Source organism: Mycobacterium farcinogenes (assembly GCF_019739075.1).
Lineage (GTDB): Bacteria > Actinomycetota > Actinomycetes > Mycobacteriales > Mycobacteriaceae > Mycobacterium > Mycobacterium senegalense.
Map to the genome: position 1 here is coordinate 867,858 of NZ_CP081673.1, position 24,930 is coordinate 892,787.

The 24,930-nt window shown below is 67.9% G+C and carries 20 protein-coding genes; 15 read left to right on the top strand and 5 right to left on the bottom strand.

From position 1 onward, the window contains the following. Positions 1–59 precede the first annotated feature (59 nt). The 10 genes from K6L26_RS03980 (at position 60) to K6L26_RS04025 (ending at position 9,270) form a co-directional block, all read left to right on the top strand. Complete coding sequence (locus K6L26_RS03980; RefSeq protein WP_308214024.1) at positions 60–437, top strand: hypothetical protein; 378 nt, start codon at positions 60–62, stop codon at positions 435–437. Between the two features lie 50 nt (positions 438–487). Next, positions 488–925, top strand: a complete 438-nt coding sequence (locus tag K6L26_RS03985; protein ID WP_019343593.1) for a Fur family transcriptional regulator — start codon at positions 488–490, stop codon at positions 923–925. 113 nt (positions 926–1,038) lie between these two features. After that, positions 1,039–1,566 carry a hypothetical protein gene (locus tag K6L26_RS03990; RefSeq protein ID WP_085140871.1) on the top strand — a complete coding sequence of 176 codons (528 nt, stop codon included), beginning with the start codon at positions 1,039–1,041 and terminating at the stop codon, positions 1,564–1,566. 17 nt (positions 1,567–1,583) lie between these two features. After that, positions 1,584–2,225 (top strand): sensor domain-containing protein, encoded by a 642-nt coding sequence (locus tag K6L26_RS03995; RefSeq protein ID WP_036392700.1) that lies wholly within the window; start codon positions 1,584–1,586, stop codon positions 2,223–2,225. Positions 2,226–2,301: 76 nt separating this feature from the next. After that, entirely contained in the window at positions 2,302–3,573 is a 1,272-nt protein-coding gene (gene egtA / locus K6L26_RS04000) for an ergothioneine biosynthesis glutamate--cysteine ligase EgtA (protein ID WP_221852730.1), read from the top strand. After that, entirely contained in the window at positions 3,570–4,844 is a 1,275-nt protein-coding gene (gene egtB / locus K6L26_RS04005; protein WP_221852732.1) for an ergothioneine biosynthesis protein EgtB, read from the top strand. The genes egtA and egtB overlap by 4 nt, the downstream gene beginning before the upstream one ends. Next, positions 4,844–5,536 carry an ergothioneine biosynthesis protein EgtC gene (egtC, locus tag K6L26_RS04010; protein ID WP_221852734.1) on the top strand — a complete coding sequence of 231 codons (693 nt, stop codon included), beginning with the start codon at positions 4,844–4,846 and terminating at the stop codon, positions 5,534–5,536. Before egtB ends, egtC begins: the two co-directional genes overlap by 1 nt. Further along, complete coding sequence (gene egtD / locus K6L26_RS04015; RefSeq protein ID WP_221852735.1) at positions 5,533–6,498, top strand: L-histidine N(alpha)-methyltransferase; 966 nt, start codon at positions 5,533–5,535, stop codon at positions 6,496–6,498. The genes egtC and egtD overlap by 4 nt, the downstream gene beginning before the upstream one ends. Continuing rightward, positions 6,495–7,610 carry an ergothioneine biosynthesis PLP-dependent enzyme EgtE gene (gene egtE, locus K6L26_RS04020; protein WP_221852737.1) on the top strand — a complete coding sequence of 372 codons (1,116 nt, stop codon included), beginning with the start codon at positions 6,495–6,497 and terminating at the stop codon, positions 7,608–7,610. Before egtD ends, egtE begins: the two co-directional genes overlap by 4 nt. A gap of 73 nt (positions 7,611–7,683) precedes the next feature. After that, a complete protein-coding gene (locus K6L26_RS04025) occupies positions 7,684–9,270 on the top strand; it encodes an HNH endonuclease signature motif containing protein (protein WP_221853330.1) in 1,587 nt (528 codons plus the stop codon). A gap of 13 nt (positions 9,271–9,283) precedes the next feature. Here the strand turns inward: K6L26_RS04025 and K6L26_RS04030 are convergent, their stop codons facing one another. Then, positions 9,284–9,967, bottom strand: a complete 684-nt coding sequence (locus tag K6L26_RS04030; protein ID WP_064898419.1) for a class I SAM-dependent methyltransferase — start codon at positions 9,965–9,967, stop codon at positions 9,284–9,286. A gap of 18 nt (positions 9,968–9,985) precedes the next feature. Then, entirely contained in the window at positions 9,986–11,455 is a 1,470-nt protein-coding gene (locus tag K6L26_RS04035; protein ID WP_019344091.1) for a glutamate-cysteine ligase family protein, read from the bottom strand. Between the two features lie 49 nt (positions 11,456–11,504). Here K6L26_RS04035 and K6L26_RS04040 point away from each other — a divergent pair, with 49 nt between their 5' ends. Further along, entirely contained in the window at positions 11,505–12,641 is a 1,137-nt protein-coding gene (locus K6L26_RS04040) for an acyltransferase family protein (RefSeq protein ID WP_064898421.1), read from the top strand. Here K6L26_RS04040 and K6L26_RS04045 read toward each other — a convergent pair. After that, positions 12,589–13,272, bottom strand: coding sequence for a DUF5336 domain-containing protein (locus K6L26_RS04045; RefSeq protein WP_221852739.1), 684 nt, complete (start codon positions 13,270–13,272; stop codon positions 12,589–12,591). The two genes, K6L26_RS04040 and K6L26_RS04045, sit on opposite strands and share 53 nt — an antisense overlap. 15 nt (positions 13,273–13,287) lie before the next feature. Next, positions 13,288–14,982, bottom strand: coding sequence for a type VII secretion protein EccE (eccE, locus tag K6L26_RS04050; RefSeq protein ID WP_221852741.1), 1,695 nt, complete (start codon positions 14,980–14,982; stop codon positions 13,288–13,290). Positions 14,983–15,044: 62 nt separating this feature from the next. Here eccE and eccB point away from each other — a divergent pair, with 62 nt between their 5' ends. Then, on the top strand, positions 15,045–16,544 hold the full coding sequence (gene eccB, locus K6L26_RS04055) for a type VII secretion protein EccB (protein ID WP_221852742.1): 1,500 nt from the start codon (positions 15,045–15,047) through the stop codon (positions 16,542–16,544). Here the strand turns inward: eccB and eccD (K6L26_RS04060) are convergent. After that, positions 16,541–18,046 (bottom strand): type VII secretion integral membrane protein EccD, encoded by a 1,506-nt coding sequence (gene eccD, locus K6L26_RS04060; RefSeq protein ID WP_245008685.1) that lies wholly within the window; start codon positions 18,044–18,046, stop codon positions 16,541–16,543. The two genes, eccB and eccD (K6L26_RS04060), sit on opposite strands and share 4 nt — an antisense overlap. Before the next feature lie 45 nt (positions 18,047–18,091). Between eccD (K6L26_RS04060) and eccCa the strand changes: the two genes are divergently transcribed. The 3 genes from eccCa to mycP are packed head-to-tail and all read left to right on the top strand — an operon-like array spanning position 18,092 to position 24,902. After that, entirely contained in the window at positions 18,092–22,090 is a 3,999-nt protein-coding gene (gene eccCa, locus K6L26_RS04065) for a type VII secretion protein EccCa (RefSeq protein WP_221852744.1), read from the top strand. After that, positions 22,087–23,520, top strand: coding sequence for a type VII secretion integral membrane protein EccD (gene eccD, locus K6L26_RS04070; protein WP_019344098.1), 1,434 nt, complete (start codon positions 22,087–22,089; stop codon positions 23,518–23,520). The genes eccCa and eccD (K6L26_RS04070) overlap by 4 nt, the downstream gene beginning before the upstream one ends. Next, entirely contained in the window at positions 23,520–24,902 is a 1,383-nt protein-coding gene (gene mycP / locus K6L26_RS04075) for a type VII secretion-associated serine protease mycosin (protein ID WP_043368025.1), read from the top strand. The genes eccD (K6L26_RS04070) and mycP overlap by 1 nt, the downstream gene beginning before the upstream one ends. Positions 24,903–24,930 lie beyond the last annotated feature (28 nt).

The following is a 24,930-nucleotide window of genomic DNA, read 5'->3' on the forward strand; positions in this document are numbered from 1 at the left end:
GGCCTCGCATGCTCAGAGTCATGACTGAAACACCCCGTGAACCCGCGACGGAGCCCGTCGTGACAACTGAGCCTGTGGCTGCGCCTGTGGCACCCGTGGCCGCCCCGCCCGCCGAGAACAAGCCGAGCCGCCTCATGCAGGCGCTGGCCTGGGTCGGCATCGCGGCCGGCACCGTCTTCATCGTCGCCGTCGTCTTCGGCACCGGGTTCTTCCTCGGTGCTCATTCCGGTGGCGGCTATGGGCATCACCACAAGGGTGGCCATGACCGCGGCGGCATGATGATGTTCCATCGTGGCGGACCTGACGGCGGACCGGGGCAGATGGGACCGCGGCACGGCATGATGCCGCAGTGGGGCCCTGGTTGGGGGCCCGGCCCGGGAAACGGCTCGGAGCGTCCTGAGACCCCGCCGACACCGGCACCGCCTGCGCGACCATAATCACAGCCCGCTTTTTTGGACTGACTCCAAAGAGGGCGCATACTGGAGCCGTGACCACGGTGCATGAACACGACCCCAAGGCCCTGTTGCGGGCCGCTGGGCTGCGCGTGACCGCACCGCGGGTCGCGGTTCTGCAGGCTCTGGCCGACCATCCGCATTCGACTGCAGACGATGTGGCGGGCCTGGCGCGCGAGAACCTCGGCTCGGTGTCGACCCAGGCGGTCTACGACGTCCTGCGGGCTTGCGTGAACGCCGGGTTGGTACGTCGTATCGAACCGGCCGGATCGTCGGCGCGCTATGAGACTCGTGCCGGCGACAACCACCATCACCTGGTCTGCCGGGTGTGCGGTGCGGTTGCCGACGTCGACTGCGCCGTCGGTGAAGCCCCGTGCCTGGAACCCTCGGACCTGGCCGGCTTCGCGGTTGACGAAGCCGAAGTCGTGTTCTGGGGGATCTGTGCGGATTGCCAGGCGGCAGCCTCCAACTAGACCACTCTGCAGCCCAACGGACGCCCCGGCCACTTCCCCTTGGTGGCCGGGGCTCCTTGCTTTTCGACCAAGCATTGGGCCCAGTACCCAAAATCGTGAGATTCTCGCTAACCATGACCCGCAATCGGCTGCTGGTTGCCGCACTGCTCGCAGTGTCCGTGGTGGCCGCTGCCTGCGGGACGGCCGCCGAACCCGAGCGCGCTGCGGCCATGGTCTTCGCGGTCGGCGATTGCGTCAGCGTCCCGGCCACCACTCCCGCCCGCCCCGAAGTGGCCCGGGCCGGCAAGGTGTCCTGCGACGTCGATCCGAGCTATACCGTCGGGGCCATCGCGGATCAGGCCGGGGCGTGCCCGAGCGCTGAGTATCAGCAGCTGCCGGCCCAACTCGCCGACCCGTCGACCGCGCGGTTGTGTCTGGTTCCGAACCTGGTCGCCAATCACTGCTACGAACTCGGCATGCCCGCGGGCATGGTCGAGCTGGCCGACTGCGCCGTACGCACGGAACGCGGCCCGGGCGTGATGGTTCAGGTGACCCAACGGCTCGACGTCCGGGACGGGGCGGCCTGCCCTGCCGAAACCGGGCACTACGCCTGGCCGTACCCGTCGCCGGCGCGAACCTATTGCACGCGGACGGTTCACTAACTGGCATGATCGAGGCCATGCGTGCCCTGACTGTCGGTTTCGGGCTGGCCGGTCTCGCGCTGGCATTGGCTGCACCTGCTGGTGCGCGTCCCTCAGATCCCGGTGTCGTGTCCTATGCCGTCATGCCCAAAGGCTCGGTGGGCAACATCATCGGCGCTCCGATGACGTGGGAATCCCAGTTCACCGCGCCGTTCCAGGCCTTCTCGGTGGAGAACCCGGTGTGCAACAACTGGGCCGACATCGGCCTGCCCGAGGTGTTCAACGACCCGGATCTCGCGTCGTTCAACGGCGCCACCACCCAGTCCGCCGCCGATGACCAGAACCATTACGTCAAGCAGGCGATCGGGGTCTTCGCGACACCGGAGGCCGCCGACCGCGCCTTCCACCGGGTGGTGGACCGCACCAACGGCTGCTCGGGCCAGACCACCCCGATGCACCTGGACAACTTCGTGACCCAGGTGTGGACCTTCACCGGCGGCCCGGCGAGCGGCACCGACGCGGACTGGGTGAAGCAGGAGGCAGGCACGGACCGCCGCTGTTTCAACACCACCCGCAAACGGGAAAACGTGCTGCTGCAAGCCAAGGTGTGCCAGTCCGGCAACGCGGGTCCGGCCGTCAACGTGCTGGCGGGGGCCATGCAGAACACGCTGGGTCAGTAGAACATGTCGGTGCGATCTGGATGATGGAACAGAACCGAGCCGTTTGATCCGGTGAGGACCGGGAGGGGTGGTTGCGTTGGCAGTACCCGTCAGGGCTGATGCGGCCCGGCTAGCTCCCGTGGAGTTCACCAGTGCCGAGCATGCGGCGTCGTTCATCGAGTCCGGCTGCCTGGATGACGGGCCGGTCGGCCCGGTGGGCCTGGAGATCGAGGCGCATTGTTTCGACCTCACCGACCCGTCGCGGCGTCCGGGCTGGGAAGAGCTCTCCGAGATCATCGCCGCAGTGCCCACGCTGCCCGGTGCCAGCCGGATCACCGTCGAGCCCGGCGGTGCGGTCGAGCTCTCCGGCCCGCCGGCCGCCGGGCCTTCGGACGCGATCGCGGCACTGATGGCCGATCGGGCCGTGCTGCGCGAGGAGTTCGAGCGCCGCGGTCTCGGCTTGGTGCTGTTGGGTGCCGATCCGGTGCGGCCCACCGAGCGGGTCAACCCGGGCCCCCGCTATCAGGCCATGGAAACCTTCTTCGCGGCCAGCGGTTCTGCCGAGGCCGGAGCGGCGATGATGACGTCCACCGCCTCGGTTCAGGTCAATCTCGATGCCGGCCCGCGCGAGGGCTGGTCCCGTCGGGTCCGTCTGGCGCACGCCTTGGGCCCGACCATGATTGCCGTCACCGCGAATTCGCCGATGCTGGGTGGACGCTTCACCGGCTGGAAGTCATCGCGGCAGAGGGTGTGGGGTCAGCTGGATTCCGCGCGCTGCGGCCCGATTCTGGGGGCTGACGGCGCCGGTCCGGCCAGCGACTGGGCACGGTATGCGCTGCGGGCCCCGGTGATGCTCGTCAACGCCCCGGAAGCGGTCCCCGTGACCAACTGGGTCCCCTTCGCCGACTGGGCCGACGGACGGGCGGTGCTCGGCGGCCGCCGGCCCACCGAAGCCGATCTCGAATACCACCTCACCACGCTTTTCCCACCGGTCCGGCCGCGGCGCTGGCTGGAGATCCGCTACCTCGACAGCGTGCCCGACACCCTTTGGCCCGCAGTGGTGTTCACACTTACCACTCTGCTCGATGATCCCGAGGCCGCTGCGATCGCCACCGAGGCGACGGCACCGGTGGCCACCGCATGGGATCGGGCCGCCCGGATCGGGCTCGCCGATCGACGGCTGCAGGAGGCGGCGAGCGCGTGCCTATCGGCCGCCGCCGAGCGGGCGCCGGCCGAGCTGTCGGAATCGATGGAGCGCTTGACGCGTTCGGTCCAGGAGGGACGCTGCCCGGCCGACGATTTCGCCGACCAGGTGGTGGGTCACGGAATCGCTTCTGCGATGAGCCAACTGGTGAAGGGCGAGATTTGACCACACGCGAGACGCTGGCGCAGCAGCTCACCCGGGCGCGGGAACGTACCCTGCGCCTGGTCGACTTCGACGACGCCGAATTGCATCGCCAATACAGCCCCCTGATGAGCCCGCTGGTCTGGGACCTGGCCCACATCGGTCAGCAGGAGGAGCTGTGGCTGCTGCGGGGTGGTGATCCGGACCGTCCCGGCATCCTCGATCCCGAGGTGGACCGGCTTTACGACGCCTTCGTGCATTCCCGTGCCAGCCGCGTCGACCTCCCGTTGCTACCGCCCACCGATGCGCGCGACTACTGCGCGACGGTACGGTCCCGCGCGCTCGACGCGCTGGATGCCCTCGACGCCGACGACTCCGGGTTCAACTTCGGGCTGATCGTCAGCCACGAGAACCAGCACGACGAAACCATGCTGCAAGCACTGAATTTGCGGGACGGGCCACCCCTGTTCGACCCCGGAACGGCGTTGCCCGCCGGCCGTCCGGGTGTGGCCGGCACCTCGGTGCTGATCCAGGGTGGTTCGTTTGTGCTCGGAGTGGACGAACTCACCGAACCGCATTCACTCGACAACGAACGTCCGGCGCATTCTGTGGACGTGGCCCCGTTCCGCATCGGCCGGGTGCCGGTCACCAACGCCGAATGGCGCGAGTTCATCGACGACGGCGGCTACCAGCAGTCCCGTTGGTGGTCGGAGCGCGGCTGGGCCCACCGGCAGGAGTCAGGGCTGACAGCGCCCCAGTTCTGGGGACCGGACGGCACCCGCACCCGGTTCGGCCACATCGAGACGATCCCCGGTGACGAACCGGTGCAGCACGTCACGTTCTTCGAAGCCGAGGCCTACGCCGCCTGGGCCGGTGCGCGGCTGCCCACCGAGATCGAGTGGGAGAAGGCGTGTGCCTGGGACCCGGCGGCCCGGTCTCGACGCCGATTCCCGTGGGGCACTTCCGAACCCACCGAAGCGCTGGCCAATCTCGGTGGCCAGGCCCGCCGGCCGGCGCCGGTAGGGGCATATCCGGCCGGAGCCTCGGCCTATGGCGTCGAGCAGATGTTGGGTGACGTCTGGGAATGGACCACGTCGCCGCTGCGGCCCTGGCCCGGCTTCACGCCGATGGTCTACGACCGCTACACCGAACCCTTCTTCGACGGTGACTACCGGGTGCTGCGCGGGGGATCGTGGGCGGTATCCGCCGACATCCTGCGGCCCAGCTTCCGCAACTGGGACCACCCGATCCGGCGCCAGATCTTCTCCGGCGTCCGCCTGGCCTGGGACGTTTGATGTGCCGGCACATCGGGTGGCTCGGCGTCCCGCGATCAGTGGCCTCACTGGTGCTGGACCCGCCGCAGGGCCTGCTGGTGCAGTCATATGCGCCGCGTCGGCAGAAGCACGGCCTGATGAACGCCGACGGTTGGGGCGCAGGCTTTTTCGACTCCGGTGTACCCCGTCGGTGGCGTAGCGACAAGCCGCTGTGGGGCGACGCCTCATTCGCCTCGGTGGCCCCGGCGTTGCGCAGTGGGTGTGTGGTCGCTGCGGTGCGGTCGGCGACCATCGGCATGCCGATCGAACCGTCGGCCTCGGCGCCGTTTAGCGACGGGCAGTGGCTGCTCTCGCACAACGGGATAGTCGACCGGGCGGTGCTGCCGTTGACCGGAATCGCCGAATCCACGGTGGACAGTGCCGTGCTGGCCGCGCTCATCTTCGCCCGGGGCGTGGATGCGTTGGGGTCGACGATTGCCGAGGTCGGAGCTCTGGATCCCAATGCAAGGCTGAACATCCTGGCCGCCAATGGTTCTCGCCTGGTGGCCACCACCTGGGGTGACACCCTGTCGATGCTGCGGTTGCCGGACGGCGTCGTGCTCGCCAGTGAACCCTACGACGACGATCCCGGCTGGGCCGACATCCCGGACCGGCACCTGGTCACCGTGACCGGCTCTGACGTCGAGCTCACCCCGCTGAAAGGTTCGGTATGACGCTCACCTTGTCCAACTACCTGGCGGCCGATTCCGCTGCCACCGCTTTGCGCCGCGATGTGCGCGACGGGCTGACCCAGACGCCGAAGATGTTGCCACCCAAGTGGTTCTACGATTCGGTGGGCAGTGATCTGTTCGACCAGATCACCCGGTTGCCCGAGTACTATCCGACCCGCACCGAGGCGCAGATCCTCACGCACCGTTCGCCGGAGATCGTCGCCGCGGCGGGGGCGGACACCCTCGTCGAGCTGGGCAGCGGCACCTCGGAGAAGACCAGGATGTTGCTCGACGCCATGCGTGACGGTGGGCAGTTGCGCCGGTTCATCCCGTTCGACGTCGACGCCGGTGTGCTGCGGGCTGCCGGTGCGGCGATCGGTCAGGAGTATCCCGGTATCGAAATCGACGCGGTATGTGGTGATTTCGAGGAGCACCTGGGCAAGATCCCGGCTGTAGGACGGCGCTTGGTGGCATTCCTCGGCTCGACGATCGGCAATCTCACACCTGGCCCGCGCGCAGATTTCCTGGCGTCGCTGGCCGAGTCCCTGCAGCCAGGAGACAGTGTGCTGTTGGGCACCGATCTGGTCAAGGACACCGACCGGCTGGTGCGTGCCTACGACGACAGTGCCGGTGTGACCGCGGCGTTCAACCGCAATGTGCTCTCGGTGGTCAACCGTGAACTCGAAGCGGATTTCGACCTCGACGCCTTCGAGCATGTGGCGAAATGGAACGCCGACGAGGAGCGGATCGAGATGTGGCTGCGAGCTGGTGTGCCGCAACAGGTGCGGGTGGCAGCGCTGGATCTCGACGTCGCATTCGACGCTGGTGAGGAGATGCTGACCGAGGTGTCCTGCAAGTTCCGCGCCGACGGGGTGGCCGACGAATTAGCGAAAGCCGGTCTGCGGCAAACTCATTGGTGGACCGATGAAGCCGGAGACTTCGGCCTGTCGCTGGCGGTGAAATGAGCCTGGCCCAGCAGTGGGCAGACGCACGCCCCAAGGTCGCCGGGCTGCACTTCGACAGTGGTGCCTGCTCGCGGCAGAGCCTCGCCGTCATCGATGCCGTCGCCGCCCATGCCCGCCATGAGGCCGAAGTCGGCGGTTACGTAGCCGCCGAGGCGGCAGCACCTGTGCTCGAGGCGGGCCGCGCCGCGATCGCCGCATTGACGGGGCTCGACTCCGCCGATGTGGTCTACACGACAGGCTCCAACCATTCTCTGGACCTGCTGCTCGGCAGCTGGGCGGGCGAACGCACGCTGGCCTGCGTGCCCGGCGAGTTCGGGCCGAACCTCGCGGTCATGGCGGCCAACGGTTTTCAGGTGCGCGCCTTGCCCGTTGACGAGGACGGTCGAGTTGACCTTCACCGGACCGCCCGCCTGCTGACCGCCGATCCGCCGGCTTTGGTGCATTTCACCGCGCTGGCCAGCCATCGTGGAGTGGCCCAGCCGTTGGCCGAGATGGTTGCGGCCTGCCGCGAGGCCGGTGTCCCCATCGTGGTCGACGGAGCGCAGGCGTTCGGGCATCTGGACTGCAACGTGAGCCCTGATGCGATCTACTCGTCGTCACGCAAATGGCTGGCCGGGCCGCGCGGTGTGGGTTTCCTCGCGGTCCGTCCCGAACTGGTCGCGCGCCTGCAGCGACGGGTGCCGCCGCCCGCGTGGGACGTTCCGGTGCCGGTGTTGCAGAGCTTCGAGCACGGTGAGCACAATGCCGCGACCCGCGTCGGGTACTCGGTGGCGCTGGGCGAACATCTCGCGGCTGGGCCGGAACTCGTCCGCGGACGGCTTGCCGAGGTGGGCCGCACGGCGCGGCAGGTGTTGGCCGAGGTGCCGGGATGGCGCGTCGTCGAAAACGTTGACGAACCCACCGCGATCACGACTTTGGCACCCACCGATGGTGCGGATCCGACGGCGGTGCGTGCCTGGCTGATCGCCGAGTGTGGAATCGTCACCACCGCATGTGAACTGGCGCGGGCGCCGTTCGAGATGACCAGACCGGTCTTGCGGGTCTCGCCGCATGTCGACACCACCGCCGAGGATCTCGAGCAGTTCGCCGAGGTGTTGCGGGACGCGCCTTAGCTGCCTTCCGCATTTTCCTGGCTTTTTCGAGACATCGATGCCGGTGTCGGGGGACCAGCGTATACTCGAACGTATGTTCGATACCGAGTTCGATCCGGCGGCGCCGGGCCGGCTCGTTGATGCGCTCACCTATGGCGCTCGTGCCGAGGCGAAGCTGATCGCCGCTCGGATGGTAGCGGTGGCGGATTTGTTGGTGCAGCGGACCGCCGAACTCAATGTCGAGGGCGTGCACCCGAACTACATGATCCTCACCGGCTTTGCTCGCGCGAGTGCTGAGGTGGGTGCGGCGTTGAACCTGACGTCGGGCGCCGCCAGCCGGCTCGTCGAGCAGGCCGAGGAGTTGCGCGATCGGCTGCCCCGATTGGCCGCACTCCTGGCTGATGGTCAGACCGATTGGCGCACGGTCGAAATAGTGATCGCGCGTACCAAGTTTGTTTCATCGACGGTGATCGCGCAGATCGATGAGGACCTCGCGAAACGGATCACCGGCTGGCAGTGCTGGTCCGAAGGACGTATCACCACCACGGTGGATGCCAAGGTGCGGGCTCTGGATCCGGCCGCGATCGCTCAACGTGAACACGCCACCGATCGCCGCCGGGTCAAGGTGAGTCCGCGTGGGGACGGCACCGCCAAGATCGACGCCGTCGTCACGACTCGTGCCGGATTGACCTTTGACGCAAAGCTTTCGGAAATGTCGGCCAGGGTGTGTGCGAAAGATCCGCGCAGTAAGGATCAGCGCCGCTCCGATGCAATCGAAGCCCTGGCTGAGGATCGAGAGCTGTCGTGTGAATGCGGCCGTGCCGAGTGCCCTACCCGCTCGGCGGCCCCGCAGCCGGAACCGTCATCGCCGCCGGTTGTGTTCAACGTGGTGGCCGAGCGCGACACGGTGGTGGGCGCCGGTACGACGCCTGGTTACGTGTTGGGCTACGGAGTGATCGATGCGGATCTGGTTCGCGAACTCGCCGCCGAAGCCACGATGCGGTTGGTGACCGAACCGGACGTGGATGCCGCGGCAGCGCTCCGCTACCAACCGACGGTGTCGGTGCAGCGCTGGGTCCGGTGCCGCGATCTGACGTGCCGTTTCCCGGGCTGTGAGCACCCGGCCGAGGACTGCGACGTTGACCATACGATGCCGTTCGACCACGCCAATCCCACCCGCGGTGGGCTCACCGTGCCGGCCAACTTGAAATGCCTGTGCCGTTTTCATCACCGCCTCAAGACTTTTGGCGGCTGGAGCGACACCCAGTATCCCGACGGCACCGTCGTATGGACATCGCCGTCGGGCAAGACGTACCGCACGACCCCGGGCGGGGCGGATCTGTTCAACAGCTTCGCGACAGTCCCGTGCGGGCAGCCGCAACCGGCGCGCCCGCCGAAGCTGAGCCGGGCAGCACGGGTGGAGCAGACCCGGGCCAAGAACCGGCGGTTGCGGCCGGTCAACGAGAAGTACAGCTACACCCAGAAGGCCCGGCGGAAGGAACTTGACCGGCGCCGCAACCACAACCGGATGCGGGCGACCCTCAAGTTGTTCAAGGGCGACGAGCCCAGCAAGAGTCCGTACTGCACATGGATCAACGACCCATTCGAACCCGAGGAATTACCTCCGGACTGGGAACCGCCCCCACCACCTCCGCTCAATCCGGAGGACCCACCGTTCTGAGCCGGTGGGTGACTCAGCCGGCCTTGTGCGCGCTCAACAGGAAGGCCGGGAACTTGATGCGGCCCTTCTCGTCACGGTCGTGCGGCGGCACTTCGAAAGGAACATCCGCGGGGATCGCCACCGCATTGGCGTGGATGAACGCCGGCCGGATGTCGTCGACCTCCCAGTACTTCGACACCGCCGCCCGCAGTTCGTCCTCGTCGACCTCGTTGGGCTTGGTGTCCAACTCGGCCGGGAACGCACCCTTGGCGAAGACCAGGACGTAGTAGTGCGCGCCGGGCGCCGAGGCGCGGTGGATTGATTTCAGGTAGCCGTCGCGACCTTCGACCGGCAGAGAGTGGAACAGGGTCGAGTCGATCACGGTGTTGAACCGGCCGTCATAACCGGTGAACGACGTGATGTCGGCCTGGGCGAAGCTGGCCGTCGACAGGCCGCGCACCTGCGCGGCGTTGTTGGCCGCGGCGATCGCCGTCGGGCTCAGATCCAGCCCGACAACCGTGAGCCCGTCGGACGCCAGTGCCAGCGACAACTCGGCATGTCCGCAGCCCGCGTCGAGCACATCGCTCTCGAACTTTCCGGCCCGGTGCAGCGCGGCGAGTTCAGGTTGTGGCTCGCCGATATTCCACGGCGGCGGGCCCTCGAAACCTGCTTCCCCCTTGTATGCGCCATCCCAGTCCAGGACCTGTTCAGATGTCATGGTTCCAACGTACGCGCCTCAATCCCAGGTATGGACGGGCTCATTACTGTGCATCCGCTGGACATACTCCCGCAACATCTCGGCCAGGGCCTTGGGCCTGGTCAAGCCCTGTGATTGCAGGTTCTGCACCGTCGCCACCTGCCACGTCGCCCCCGTCCGCCCCGTCTTGGCGCGGCCTTCGATCACCCCGAGGTACCGGTCGCACACCTGCGCCGCCACACCCCAGCGGCGGAGCCCGTCGTGCGCCATCGGGAGGAGCTTGCGCAGCACCAATTCGTCGGGCGTCACCTCACCCAGACCGGGCCAGTACAGGCGGGCGTCCAGGCCGTGCTGGGCGCCCTCGACGAAGTTGTGGTGGGCCGCCGCGAAGCTCATCTTGGTCCACAGCGGCCGGTCTTCTTCGGACAGCGTTCGCAGCAGGCCGTAATAGAACGCCGCGTTGGCCAGCATGTCCACCACCGTCGGCCCGGCAGGCAGCACCCGGTTCTCCACCCGCAGATGCGGGGCGCCGTTGACGACGTCGTACACCGGACGATTCCACCGGTAGATGGTCCCGTTGTGCAGCCGCAGCTCGGCCAGCTGCGGGGCACGGCCCGCGGCGAGCTCAGCGACCGGGTCCTCGTCGGACAGCTCGGGAAGCAGCGACGGGAAGTAGCGCACGTTCTCCTCGAACAGGTCGAAGATCGAGGTGATCCACCGCTCGCCGAACCAGACCCGCGGCCGCACACCTTGCGCCTTGAGTTCGTCTGGCCGGGTGTCGGTGGACTGCGTGAACAGCTCGATGCGGGTCTCGGCCCACAGTTGATGGCCGAAGAAGTACGGCGAGTTGGCCCCCACCGCAAGCTGCGGGCCGGCCAGCACCTGGGCGGCGTTCCAGTTGCGGGCGAAATCGGCGGGGGAGACCTGCAGGTGCAGCTGCATGCTGGTGCACGCGGACTCGGGGGCGATGGATGCCGACTGCAGGCTCAGCCGTTCCGGCCCGGAGATGTCGATGGGCATGTCCTCGCCGCGAGCGGTGAAGATCGAGTCGTTGAGCGCCTGATATCGCGTCGATTGACTCATCCAGCCGTCGGAAAGATGCTCGGGCATCAGCGTCGGCAGGATGCCCACCATCACGATGTGCGCGCCGTCCTCGTTGGCCTTCATCTCGGCGGCGTTGAGGCTGCGCCGGACCTCCTCCTCGAGGTCCAGCGCGGCCCGGCCGGGCAGCGGGCGCGGGGGAACGTTGAATTCGATGTTGTAGGCGCCCAATTCGGTCTGATATGCCGGATCGGCGATGGATGCGAGCACCTCCTGGTTGGCCATCGCGGGCTGGTACTCGTTGTCGACGAGGTTGCATTCGATCTCCATGCCGGTGAGCGGACGCTCGAACTCGAAGCTCGACTGAGCGAGCATGGTTTCGAACACGTCCAGGCACAGCTGCACCTTGCGCCGGTACTCCTGGCGGTGCATGCGGCTGAACTCGGTGTTCTTGACCTCTTCACCCACACCCCGATGCAACAGTGCCGAGGATGGTCCGCGCAAGCAGAATGGCAAAATGACCTCACCCGGCGACGACGACCAGGGCGGGCTCGAGCAGATCGGTCACGCGGATCGCGTCGCATCGCTGACCGGGGTGCGCGCCGTGGCCGCGCTGACCGTGATGGGCACGCACGCCGCGTATGGCACCGGTCTGCTCTCCCAGGGCTATCTGGGACTGATGAGTGCTCGCCTCGAGGTCGGGGTGGCCATCTTCTTCGTGCTGTCGGGGCTGCTGCTGTTTCGCCCGTGGGTGCGCGCCGCTGCCATGGGCGCCGCCGCGCCGAGCACCCGGCGCTATGCGCGAAACCGATTCCGCCGGATCATGCCCGCCTACGTCGTCACCGTGCTGATCGTCTACGGCGTCTACGAACTGCGCCCCGTGCAACCGAATCCCGGGCACACGTGGACCGGCCTGCTGCGTAACCTGACCCTGACCCAGATCTACAGCGACAACTACTTCACGGACTATCTGCACCAGGGGCTGAGCCAGATGTGGAGCCTGGCGGTGGAGGTCGCGTTCTATGCGGTGCTGCCGCTGCTCGCATACCTGCTCTTGGTGGTGTTGTGTCGCAGGCGTTTTCGCCCCGCGCTCCTGCTGGCCGGGCTGGCGGTGCTGGCCGCGGTGAGCCCGCTGTGGCTCGTGTTGCTGCACACCGCCGACTGGATGCCGGTCGGCGGTGGGGCGTGGCTGCCGCACTATCTGGTCTGGTTCGTCGGCGGGATGACCTTGGCCGCGCTGGGCACGATGGGGGTGCGGGTTTATGCCCTGGCGGCCTTGCCACTGGCGCTGGCCTGCTACTTGGTGGTGTCGACCCCGATCGCCGGTCGCGTCACGGCACCAGCGCTTGGCCTGAGCGAGGACTTGGCGAAAACCCTGTTCTACGCGGTCATCGCGACCCTGGTGGTGGCCCCGCTGGCGCTCGGTGCCGACGGTCTGTACGCCCGGCTGATGGGCAGCAGGCCCATGGTGGCCCTCGGCGAGATCTCCTACGAGGTCTTCCTGCTGCACGTGGTCGCCATGGACCTGGTCATGGAGTTCGTGTTGGGCTGGAACGTCTACACCGGTTCGGCCACTGTGTTGTTCGTCGTCACCCTGGCGGTCACGGTGCCGTTTGCCTGGCTGCTACATCGGGTGACCCGGCCGCGCGGTTAGCGACCGGTCCGGCACCCGCTCGCCCGGGCGGCGCCGCCAACCCATCGGATTGGGAGGGCGCGGCAGCGGTGGCCTGACCGTAATCCTGTTGCGGTGAAAGCAGATCGGCGTAATCACCGTACTGGGGCGCCTGGTGGGTGGCGTGGGACTGAGCGTAGCCGTGGGCATGAGCCTGGCCGTATGCCGAGCGCTGCGCCGAATCGGTTTGCGCCATCGCGCTCTGTTGGTAGTACTGCTGCACGGCCTGGTTGTAGTAGTCGAGGTAAGCCTCGTAGCCGCCCGCAGCGGCCGCGGCAGGTGCTTCCGGTGCCAGCCACAGCGCAGCGACGGCCGCCACGGCCTGCAACCCGTTGACCGTCACAATCGTGATCAGCACCCATCCCGACCCGGCTGTCACCATGCTGGACAGGGCGTCGAGGAAGCCCGCGGCGGCCAGCAGAGCGGTAAGCCATGGGCGGGCAGACTGCTTGGGCAGCAGGCCGATTGCCGCGGCCAGGCCGGCCAGCGCGGCGAACCTGACGTGCCAGTCATTGCCGCCACCGTCGGCGGCCGGGCCGAAACTCAGGCCATAGGCCACCAGACCGAGCACGACCACCACGATCGACAGGTTGCGGTGAAGCGGATTGGCCACGATCACTCCTTCACATCAGTCGGTGCTGTTCGCGGATGCGCGCAGATAACGCATCTCGTCGTCGGTGGCGACCATGGTGACCACCGCCGAGCCGGCCTGGGTGCTCACCTTGACGGTGTCGTGCTCCAGCGAGATCAGGTCAAGGACCACGTCGGCATGCTGCGAAGGTGGGCTATTCGGTGGGACGAGAACCATGGTGGTGACCCCGATCCGGACCGATTGCTCAGGAACACCGTCGAACATCTCGACGGTGTAATTGCGTTCGGCGCCGGCCTGGATGGCGCGCCGGTTGAAGTTCGCCACCCAGAGCAGATCATGGCGACCGACCACGTCGACCATGTCGCGCCACAATGCCGGACGGCGGCTGTGCACCAGTACGCGGGCGCCCAGGGCGAGGGCACGCAGCACCACCTGCTGGGCCAGATGCAAGGTGCCCACGATTTCGACCCGCCGAATTTGCGGGCCGAACACGGGAAGGGCGACGGCCCGCCCCTGCTCGTCGGCGCCGATCACCTGGCCGCAGCCCGAGGCGGGCAACGCCAGCTCGCTCAACGCGTCGCCGCGCACTCCCGACGCCCAGTGCGCGATCGGTCCGGCCCCGGGGACCGTCGGGATCGGAAGCGTCGCCGCCAGCGCGGAAAACTGCCGGCCGTGAAGCGGAATGAGCCCGCGCAGCTGGGTGGGGACGCGCACGTCGCTGTCGAAGCGGACCAGACCACGAACCTGAACCACGTCCTGCTCGGCAGCCTCACGCAGTGACAGGCACACCGTGGTGGAGTAGCTGGGAACCGTCCACAGCAGCCCGAGGCCCGCCGTGGTCAGCATGTTCGGCTCGACCGCGAAGCTGGACAACCGGAAGTGCCCTTCGCGGCAGTCCTCCCAGGTTTCCTCGACGGTCGCGAGAGCGACGCCGTCGCTGAGCTGATTGGTGGCCGCCGCGATACCGCTGGCGGACAGGAACTGAGGCTGAAGGCCCGCCTCGGCGAGCCGGTTGGCGACGCGGCGGGTGGCGGTGGTGGCCGCGCGCAGGATGCCGTCGCGGTCACCGCCCCGGCGCCGGACCGCCTCCGCGCAACGTGACGGGTTGAACCGCACGGCAATCCACACCGTGCGCTGGGCGATGGCGGGCAACGGTCCCAGCACCGAGTCGTACACGGCGGCGACGTCGGTGTGACCGGCCGAGCGGGCGCCCTGGCTGATGATGTCGATGGACTCCAGCGTGATGTCGAACTGACGCAGGCAGTCCAGCAGGGCCTGCACGGGAACCATCTCGCCGGACACCGTCACCCCTGGCTCCAAAACGGTCAGCGCCCTGGGGTTTTCGTCGATCCTCAGCAACGACAGCAAAGTCGTGCCGTTCCAACGGAATCCGATCTGTTGACCGTCGGGGGTCGGTACGTCGAAGGGCTCGGCCGGCAGCGAGTTCGACGCGCGTTTACCCGTGCGCCGTCGCCTGTTGCGGACGAATTTCCCGCGCAGCGCGAGCGCCCGCGGCGCTGTCGTGCCCGCGACGACCGGAGCCACCAGCAGCAACCCCACCACCAGGCCCGCGACCGCACCATGCCACCCAGGCCGGTGCAGTAGTTGGGCGATCAATATGCCGACGACGACGACAATTTGCAGGGCGACCAGGTCGATCAACGGGATGAGCCGTTGCGGGCCGGTATCGCCGGCGGTGGTCAGCTTTGCTGCGAATGTCAATGGACGCATCGCTTTTCAAATAGGCGCTCGGTCGTCATGTCGAGGTGGTGCGGACGTGCTAAACACTACGCATGCCAGCGCAAGTTACCACTCGCGCACAGGTGAACGGCTACCGTTTCCTGATCCGCCGCCTTGAGCACGCGCTCATCCGGGGCGATTCGCGGATGATCCACGATCCGATGCGTGGCCAGATGCGGGCCTTGATCGTGGGTGCGGTGATCGCCGTCCTGATCACCGGCGCCTCCGCGGTGATGGCCTTCTTCAAACCCGCTCCCAATATCGGCGACGCGCAGATCGTGCTGAGCAAGTCCAGCGGTGCGCCGTACGTACGCATCGGTGACCAGATCCATCCGGTGCTCAATCTTGCCTCGGCGCGGCTGATCGTCGGTAAGAACGACAGCCCCAAGCAGGTTGACGACAAATTCCTCGATGTGGTGCCGCGCGGGCCGATGGTCGGCATCGTCGGCGCGCCGGCCAGCATCAACCGCGGGGACGATCTGGCGATGTCGTCGTGGACCGTCTGCGACAACCTGCTGATGCCGGCGGTCACCGAGACCACCGGCACGCCCAGCCTGCAGACCACGGTGCTGGCCAACGACCCGGTGCTCGACGACGGCATCCGCCCCGCCGATCCGGCCGAGGCGATTCTCACCGAAACCGGCGGCACCACCTATCTGATCTACCGCGGGGTGCGGGCCCCGATCGACCTGTCAGATCCGGTGCTGGTCAACGGCCTTCACCTGCAAGGCGCGGTGACTCGGCCGATGTCGTTGTCCGTGCTCAACACCTTTCCGTTGGTCGACCCGATCACGCCGGTGGCCATCGAGGGTTCGGGGGAGCCGGGGCCGCTCGGGCCGGATCACCCGGTGGGCGCCATCGTCAAATCCGTCGACTCGCGCGGCGAACAGCTCTACGCCGTGTTGCGCGAGGGTCTGCAGCCGGTGTCGCAGGTGAGCGCCGACATCATCCGTTACGGCGCCTCCGGTGAGGTGGCCACCGGGCAGGCGGCCGAAATACCGCCGGCGACGCTGGCCGAAGTGCCGACCGTGCACCGGCTGGCGATCGACCATTACCCGCTGGAGTCACCGCGGATCGTGTCGCCCAATCCGGATCGGGTGGTGTGTATGGGCTGGCAGCGCTCCAACACCGACGCCCGCGCGAATGTGCGGTTGTTGGTCGGGCACCGGCTGCCGACCGCCGAGGGGGCGCAGATGGTCCGACTGGCCAGCGCCGACGGCAGCGGCTCCGGAGCCGATTCGGTGTACCTGACTCCTGGTGCCGGAGAGTACGTGCAGGCCACCGGAAATGACCCGGACAGCCGCTCGACGGGGCAGCTGTTCTACGTGTCCGATACCGGGGTGCGTTACCACATCAAGGATCTGCCGACGGCGGACGTGCTCGGGGTCAGCGGCGTCAAGGTGCCCGACGGCCCGGCCAACGCGCCGCAGTGGGCGCCGTGGCCGGTGCTGTCGCTGTTGCCCGCCGGGCCGGAGCTGTCCCAGGAAGCCGCGCTGGTCGCCCACGACGGCATGGCTGCTGACCCGGACAGCAGCAAGGTGTCTACCCGTTAGATCCGCAGTTCCCTGAAGAACGCGTAAACCCGGATGATCCAGAAGCACAGCGGGAAAAGCGATCCCACGGCGATATATTCGAGAATCTCGACCTGTCGCCGGGCCACGGGGGAGAACTCGCGCAGTGGTGCCACCAGCCCGCATGCCAGGATCAGCACCATCAGGGCGAGCAGCACGACGACGGCCCGGACCTGCCATCCCTCGACGTACAGCGCGGTCTTGAGGACCACGGCGACGGCGATGACGAGCCCACTTCCGATGAGTGTGGCCGACTGAACCAGGTCGTGATGGCCACGACCGCGCAGGCACAGCACCGTCGCCACCGTGAACGCGAACACCGTTGCTTGCCAATAGAACCCGTTGGTGACGTCCACCGCGAGATAGCAGCCGATCGGGGCGGCCAGGGCGGCTGCGACGAGAATTCCGGTGAGGTGTTGATTCGCCCTTCGCACCCGGCTGATCAGGTCTTCCTCGGTGGGGATGATCTGCTTGCCGATCGCGTTGACGCCCTCGACGGTGGGGCCGCCCTGGGTCTCGATGTCGTCGAGCGGTTCACCGGCCGTCGGCACCCGGGGGATGGGGAGTTTCGACAGCCCGATGGTCACCCGGGGAGCGAGGTAGACGACGATAACGGCCACGGTCGCGAGCAAAGCCCCGACCGTGCGAATGGGCGGCTGCCACAGCAACATTGCGGTGGAACTGACGCCGCCGAAAACGCACATTGCGATGATCGCGGTGTACACGGCCGAACCGCTGCCCGAGACGAGGAGCACCAGCAGCGCACCGAATGCGGTCACGGCGAAGGCCATCGGCAGCGAGGTCACGCCGGAACCGCCGGGCACCAGGTACAGCGCGCCACCGAACACCAGTGGTGTCGACACCGCGGTGATCCACGCCGACGCCGCTGCGGCTGCCGGCCGGTGCGCCGCCAGACAGGCCAGCAGCAGCCCCAACGCGCCGAGAACCAGCACCGATGCGGGCACCGCGGGCTGCTCGGCCCAATGCGCCAGCACGCCGGCGAGCGTGACCGCGGCAGCTGCGGTAACACCGAAACCGGTCAGTGCGCGCGCGTTGTCGGTCAGCCAACTCCGGACGGTGCCGGTCTCTGTGGTGTGGGTGTCGTCGACGTCGTCGAACAGCAGTGGGCTGATCGGCTGGCCGGCCGCACAGATCATCAACAGATCGCCGTCGTAGATCCCTGCCTCCGCCAGCGACAGGTGCGGGGCGATCGGTGCGCCGCCGAGCGGGGCCAGCGTCCAACGTCCGTCGGCGGCGTCAAACTCGACGATCGCGTCCTGCGTGGTGATCTGTTCATTCGCGATTTCGATGACATCGGGAATGTACTGGGCGATGCTGACGTGTGCAGGCAACCCGACGTCGATGTTCAATTCGCCGACTACCAGGGTCAGTCGGCTGAGTTCGGGTTCTGCTTCGGGTTCGAGCTCTGACTCAAGTAGGGTCACAATCCAGTCGGCCTCCTGCGCAATGGGATTGCTCGACACGAACAATACCCAGCATCCGGCGCCAGCAGCTTCGGGGAGGGAAGGTTGAGTACCGAGGGGTTCGTCCGCCGCCTACGGGTGGCGCCGCCGCGGATGCCCGGCGGCGAGGTCAACCTGGCCCCACCGCCCGAGGTGCCGCGGGCCATCCCGGGGAATCTGATGATGCGGCTGATGCCGTTCGTGATGCTGGTCGCGGTGATCGGCATGATCGCACTGATGGTCACGGTCGGTGGCCGGGACATGGCCAGAAACCCGATGTTCCTGTTGTTCCCGATGATGATGATCATGTCGATGGTCGGCATGTTCATGGGCGGCGGGAACCGCAACGGCAAAGCAGCCGCCGAGCTCAACGAGGAACGCAAGGACTACTTCAGTTATCTGGCGAATCTTCGCGAGGAAGCCGACACCACGGGTGCCGAACAACGAACGGCGCTGGAATGGAGCCATCCCGATCCGCGGGCGTTGAGCGACGTGGTGGGCACTCGTCGGATGTGGGAGCGACGGCCCAGCGACGCCGATTACTGCCACATCCGGGTCGGTATCGGGACCCACCGGTTGGCGACGCGGTTGATGGCGCCCGAGACCGGCCCACCCGAGGACCTGGAACCGGTGTCGACGGTGGCGCTGCGCCGGTTCGTCAAGACCCATTCGGTGGTGCATGCGCTGCCGACCGCGGTGTCGCTGCGGGCGTTTCCCACCATCACCTTCGAGGGGGAGCGCAAGCTCGCCCAGCAGCTGGTGCGGTCGATGGTTTTGGAACTCTGCACTTTTCACGGCCCTGACCACGTGCAGGTGGCGATCGTCACCGCCAACCCGGACGGGGAGAACTGGAGCTGGGTCAAATGGCTGCCGCACGCGCAGCATTCGTCGACCCGCGACGGCCTCGGTTCGATGCGGTTGCTGTTTCCCACGCTCGAGCTGATGGAGACCGCGATGTCCGCCGAGCTGGCCGAACGCGGCCGGTTCACCCGCAACGCGCAGCCCACGCAGGGCCTCAAACAACTCGTCGTCGTGCTGGACGACGGATTCGTCACCGGTGACGAGCAGCTGATCACCGACGCCGGGCTGGACAGCGTGACGCTGTTGGACCTCAACGGCCTGCGAGCCGGGGCCTCGGCACGCCGCAGCCTGCAACTGGTCCTCGACGGTGACGACGTGGCTGCCCGGACCGCGGTCGGGGTGGAACGGTTCGCCACCCCGGACACCATCACGATCCCCGAGGCCGAGACCACCGCGCGGCGGATCGGGCGCTACCGCCCGGCGAACGCCGCACACATCGTGAGCCTGGAAGCCGATTCGCGGGCAGTCGATCCCGGTCTGATGGCGCTGCTGAAGATTCCCGATGCGGCCGGCATCGTGCCGGAACAGGTCTGGCGGCAGCGGTCCCCGCGCGAGCGGCTGCGGGTCCCGATCGGCATCACTCCCAACGGTCAGCCCATCGAACTCGACATCAAGGAGGCCGCCGAGGGCGGCATGGGCCCGCACGGGCTGTGCATCGGGGCGACGGGCTCGGGCAAGTCGGAATTCCTGCGCACACTGGTGTTGTCGATGATCACGTCGCACTCCCCTGAGCAGCTCAACCTGGTGCTCGTCGACTTCAAGGGCGGCGCGACGTTCCTCGGCCTGGAGGGTATCGCCCACATCGCGGCCATCATCACCAACCTCGAAGACGAGCTGACCATGGTGGATCGCATGCGCGACGCCCTGGCCGGTGAGATGAACCGTCGTCAGGAGTTGCTGCGCGCCGCCGGAAACTTCCCGAACGTCACCGAATACGAGCGGGCTCGCGCGGCCGGGGCCGATCTCGAACCGCTGCCCGCGCTGTTCGTGGTGGTCGACGAGTTCTCCGAACTGCTGTCACAGAAACCGGATTTCGCCGAGCTGTTCGTGATGATCGGCCGGCTGGGCCGTTCGCTGCACATGCACCTGCTGCTGGCCTCGCAGCGCCTGGAGGAGGGCAAGCTGCGCGGTCTCGACTCACACCTGTCCTACCGGATCGGCCTCAAGACGTTCTCCGCGGGCGAGTCGCGCAGCGTCCTCGGCGTACCCGATGCCTACCACCTGCCCAGTGTGCCCGGCTCGGCGTTCCTGAAATGCGATGCCTCCGAACCGATCCGGTTCAATGCCTGCTATGTGTCGGGGGAGTACGTCAAACCCCGGATCTCCACGCGCACCGGGCGGGTGACGCAACTGGGGGCGCTGGCGCCGAAGCTGTTCACCGCCACACCGGTCAAGAAGGACCCGGTGCCCGAGCGGGTGCCGCTGCCGCACGAGGTTCTGGAGGCCGAGCCGGTCAGTTCGGGCCCCACCAAGACCACGCTGCTGGACATGGTGGTCAGCCGGCTCCGCGGCCACGGCAGGCCCGCGCACGAGGTGTGGCTGCCGCCGCTGGACGACAGCCCGGCGGTCAACGAGCTGCTGCCCGAATCGGATTGGTCGGCACCGCAGAACCTCAACGGCCGGCTGTGGATGCCCATGGGCGTGGTGGACCGTCCCTACGATCAGCGTCGCGACGTGCTCACGGTCGATCTGTCCGGCGCCCAGGGCAACGTCGCGGTGGTCGGCGGCCCGCAGTCGGGCAAGTCGACCGCGCTGCGCACGCTCATCATGTCTGCCGCCGCCACACACACTCCCGAACAGCTTCAGTTCTACTGCCTGGACTTCGGCGGCGGCACGTTGACCAGCCTGGCGAAGCTGCCGCACGTCGGCGGGGTCGCCGGCCGGATGGACGCCGACGCCATCAGGCGCACCGTGGCCGAGGTGGCCGGGGTGTTGCGCAGCCGCGAGCAACTGTTCCGCGAACTCGGCATCGAGTCGATGCGCGACTTCCGCCAGCGCAAGGCCAAAGGCGAAGTGAGCCAGGACAACTTCGGCGACGTGGTACTGGTCATCGACGGCTGGGCTTCGATCAAGAGCGATTTCGAGCAGCTCGACCCGGTGATCCAGTCACTTGCCATCCAGGGCCTGTCCTACGGCGTGCACCTGGCGATCTCCGCGTCCCGGTGGATGGAGATCCGGCCGGCCGTCAAGGACATGCTCGGCACCCGCATCGAATTGCGCCTCGGCGACCCGATCGACAGCGAGGTGGCGCGCAGGTCTGCCGAACTGGTACCGATCGGCAGGCCGGGCCGCGGGATCAACTCCGAGCGCCTGCACATCCTGATGGCGTTGCCGCGGCTGGACTCCAGTTCCGGGGTGGAGGATCTGCCCGCCGGGGTGGCCGGGGCCGTCGAGGCGGTGCGCGCCCACTACCAGGACCGCGAGGCCCCGAAGGTGCGGATGCTGCCGCACGACGTGAACCGCGACGACGTCGTCCGGGTGGCTCGCGACGCCGGCCAGCTCAGCAAGGCGCGGATCGCCATCGGCATCAACGAAGAAGAGCTGGCGCCCGTGGTGCTTGATTTCGATGCGCAACCACATCTGGTCGCTTTCGCAGACACCGAATGCGGAAAGACCGGCCTGCTGCGCAACATCGCCGCCGGCGTCATGGAGAACGCCACCCCGGTGGAGGCCAAGATCATCCTCGTCGACTTCCGTCGCTCGATGCTGGGTGTGGTTCCCGACGAGTACCTCGGCGGCTATGCCACTGCCCCGCAGTCGTGCACGGACCTCATGACGGCACTGGCCGGCGCGCTCAAGGATCGGCTGCCGCCCAACGACATCACCCAACAGCAGCTCAAAGAGCGGTCCTGGTGGTCGGGCCCGGACCTGTTCGTGATGATCGACGACTATGACCTGATCCCAGGTGGCTCGCTGAGCCATCCGCTGGGACCGCTGGTCGAGTATCTGCCGCAGGCCCGCGACATCGGCCTGCGCGTCGTCGTCACCCGGCGCAGCGGCGGCGCGGGCCGGGCGATGATGGACCCGATCATCGGACGTCTGAAGGACCTGTCCTGCAACGGTTTGGTGATGAGCGGAAGTAGAGACGAGGGCGGGCTGTTCGGCGGGTACAAGGCCGGCGCGATGCCTCCCGGCCGCGGCATGCTGGTCTCGCGGACCACGCGTAGCGGCGTGGTTCAGCTGTCGAGGATGCCCGACCTGTGACCGGCATCGAGGAGCTTCGCGCGGTGCACGTGGTGTCCGCGGCGCCCGAAGCGATCCGGGTGTCTGTGGTCGGCGGGCGCACCCAACTCGACGTGGCGCTGCCGGCAGACGTCCCGGTGGCCGCGTTCCTGCCCGAGCTGGCCCGGCTGATCAAGTCACGTGATGAAGAGCGCAGTGACGACCTGGCCGATCGCGACGAGCGGCGGACGTTCTGGGTGCTCAGCCGTGACGGGCAGACCGGCGCCGGCGTGCTCGAGCCCGACCGGAGCTTGCGCGCCGCCGGAGTGAAAAGCGGTGACTTGCTCCGACTTTCGGCTCGGCAGGCGCTGTCACCACCGGCGTTGTACGACGATGTGGTGGACGCCGCGGCCCGGCTGAACCGAGCGTCGTACGCGGCCTGGGACGCCACCGCGGCGCGGATGATGGCGTTCGCCGGCTTGTGGTTGTGCTCGGCGGTATGGGTCGGGCTGCTGCTGGCACCCGCATTGGCGGCACACCGGGCGGTGGTCATGGTGGCTGCGGCGCTGACGCTGGTGACCCTGGTCGCCGGCGCGGCGCTGGTGCGCCGCGTGCTGGGCCGAACCGACATCGCCGGTGCGGCGGGGCCGCCGGTGATAGCGATCGGCGCCGCGGCGGGTTGGGCGGTGGCGGCCCCGCAGGGCGCGGTCGGTCTGTCCGCGGGCTGCGCAATATTGTTGACGCTCACGGTGATCTGTCACCGGCTGATCCGGGCCGGGCATTGGACATATGTCGCCGCCGCGGTGCTGTTGAGTTTCGGTACGGTGGCGTTCGGGGCCCGGGCGCTGGGCGCAGCGGCCCCGGTGGTGGCCACCGTGACCGCCGTGGTCGCGGTGTTCGGGTGCTTGGTGGTACCGGTACTGACGGCACGCCTGGCGCAATACCCGGTGGCGCCCGTGGTGGCGTCCCACGCGGACGATCCCTTCACCACATCCGCCGCGGCGGTCCAGCCCGCCACCCCGATGCCCAGCGCGGAACAGGTGTGGGACCGGGTACATTCAGCGGTGCTGACTCGCTCCGGACTGCTGGCCGGTGCGGCGACGACCGCGCTGATCGGCAGCACCGTCTTGATGCGGGTCGACACCGGTTGGGCGGCATTCGCTTTCGCCCTCGCCTGCGCCGCGGTGCCGGCCTTGATGAGCCGGAGGGCCGAGACGTGGCCGGAGCGGTCGGCGCTGGCCGTGCCCGCCTGTGCGCTCGTGCTGGTGGCCTGCGTGCAGGCCCAGGCCGGGGTGTGGCCGCTTGCGCTCACCGGGGTCGTCATCCTCGCGGTCCTGGCCGTCTGCGGAGTCGCGGCACCGTACCTTCGCCGGTTCCGGTCCGTCGCCGCGTATTTGGAGTATCTGGCCGTTGCCGCGGTGATCCCGTTGGCGCTGTGGCCGCTCGGGCTGTACGAACGGCTGGGCGGCTGATGAGAGCCCGACGGTGCGCGGCGGTGGCGACCGTCGTTCTCACGGTGGCCCTCTCAGGATTCGGTGCGCCACCGGCGGGCGGGGTCACCCCGCCCGTCGTAGAACCCGGTCCACCGCCGAGCGGCCCCGTCGCACCGGCGCAGCCGACCGAACAGAAGTCGATCTGCGGCGTCCCCACCGACGTGCTCCCAGGCACCGACTTCACCAAACAGACCAGCGCCGAGGCCATGCTCGAATACCGAAAGGCCTGGCGCTTTTCTCGCGGCGCGGGCCAGAAGGTGGCAGTGATCGACACCGGCGTCAACCGTCATCCGCGTCTTCGGTCGCTGGAGCCCGGCGGCGACTATGTCTCGAACAGCGACGGGCTCGTCGACTGCGATGCACACGGCACCCTGGTCGCCGGCATCATCGGAGCGGCGCCCGCCGACGGTGACAGCTTCGCCGGGGTAGCCCCTGAAGCCGCGATCCTGTCGATCCGGCAGAACAGCGGTGCCTACAGCGTCGCGGGTACGAGCAGCACTCAGAACGACGACCCCAATGCGACGTCGGTGGGCTACGGCAACACGCACACGCTGGCATTGGCGATCGTCCGGGCGGTGGACCTCGGTGCCACGGTGATCAACCTCTCGGAGGTGGCCTGCGCTCCGGTTGCGGCCGGTATGGACGATCGTGAACTGGGCCGTGCCGTGCGCTACGCCTATGAGCGCAACGTCGTGGTGGTGGCCGCTGCGGGCAATTTCAACTCCCAGAGCATGTGCAACGCGCAGAACAACATGGACGATCCGAACCAGCCGTTGGACACCGGATGGAACAGCGTCAGCACCATCGCCAGTCCGGCCTGGTTCTCCGACTACGTGCTGAGTGTCGGTGCCGTGACCACCTCGGCCACACCGGCCGACTTCAGCCTGCACGGGCCGTGGTTGGCGGTGGCTGCCCCCGGTGAGCGGGTCACCTCACTGGATGCCGACGGTCCCGGGCTGAGCAACGCCCAACTCGGCCAGCAGGGCCTCGCCCCGTTGAACGGCACGAGCTTCGCAGCGCCGTTCGTCTCGGGGGTGGTGGCGTTGATCCGATCGCGCTACCCCGGCCTGACCGCCGGCGAGGTGATGGATCTGGTCGAGCGCACTGCCCGCACTCCGGGGAATGGTCCCAACCAGGCCACGGGTTATGGAGTCGTGGACCCCGTGGCGGCACTGACCTATCAGCTCCCGCCCAAGGCTGCCGAGCGCGACGTCACCGCCGCTTCACCGATCAGCGGCCCGCCGCAACCTGATGCGGGTAATGTGCGGGCGCGCAGGATCGTCTTCACCGTCACCGCGGCGTGTCTTGCGGCGATGGTGGCGGCGGTGGCAGTGTCTGCTGCCCGGCGGCGGACCAGATGAGTTAGGGGGAAGATGCCGGACGAGAACC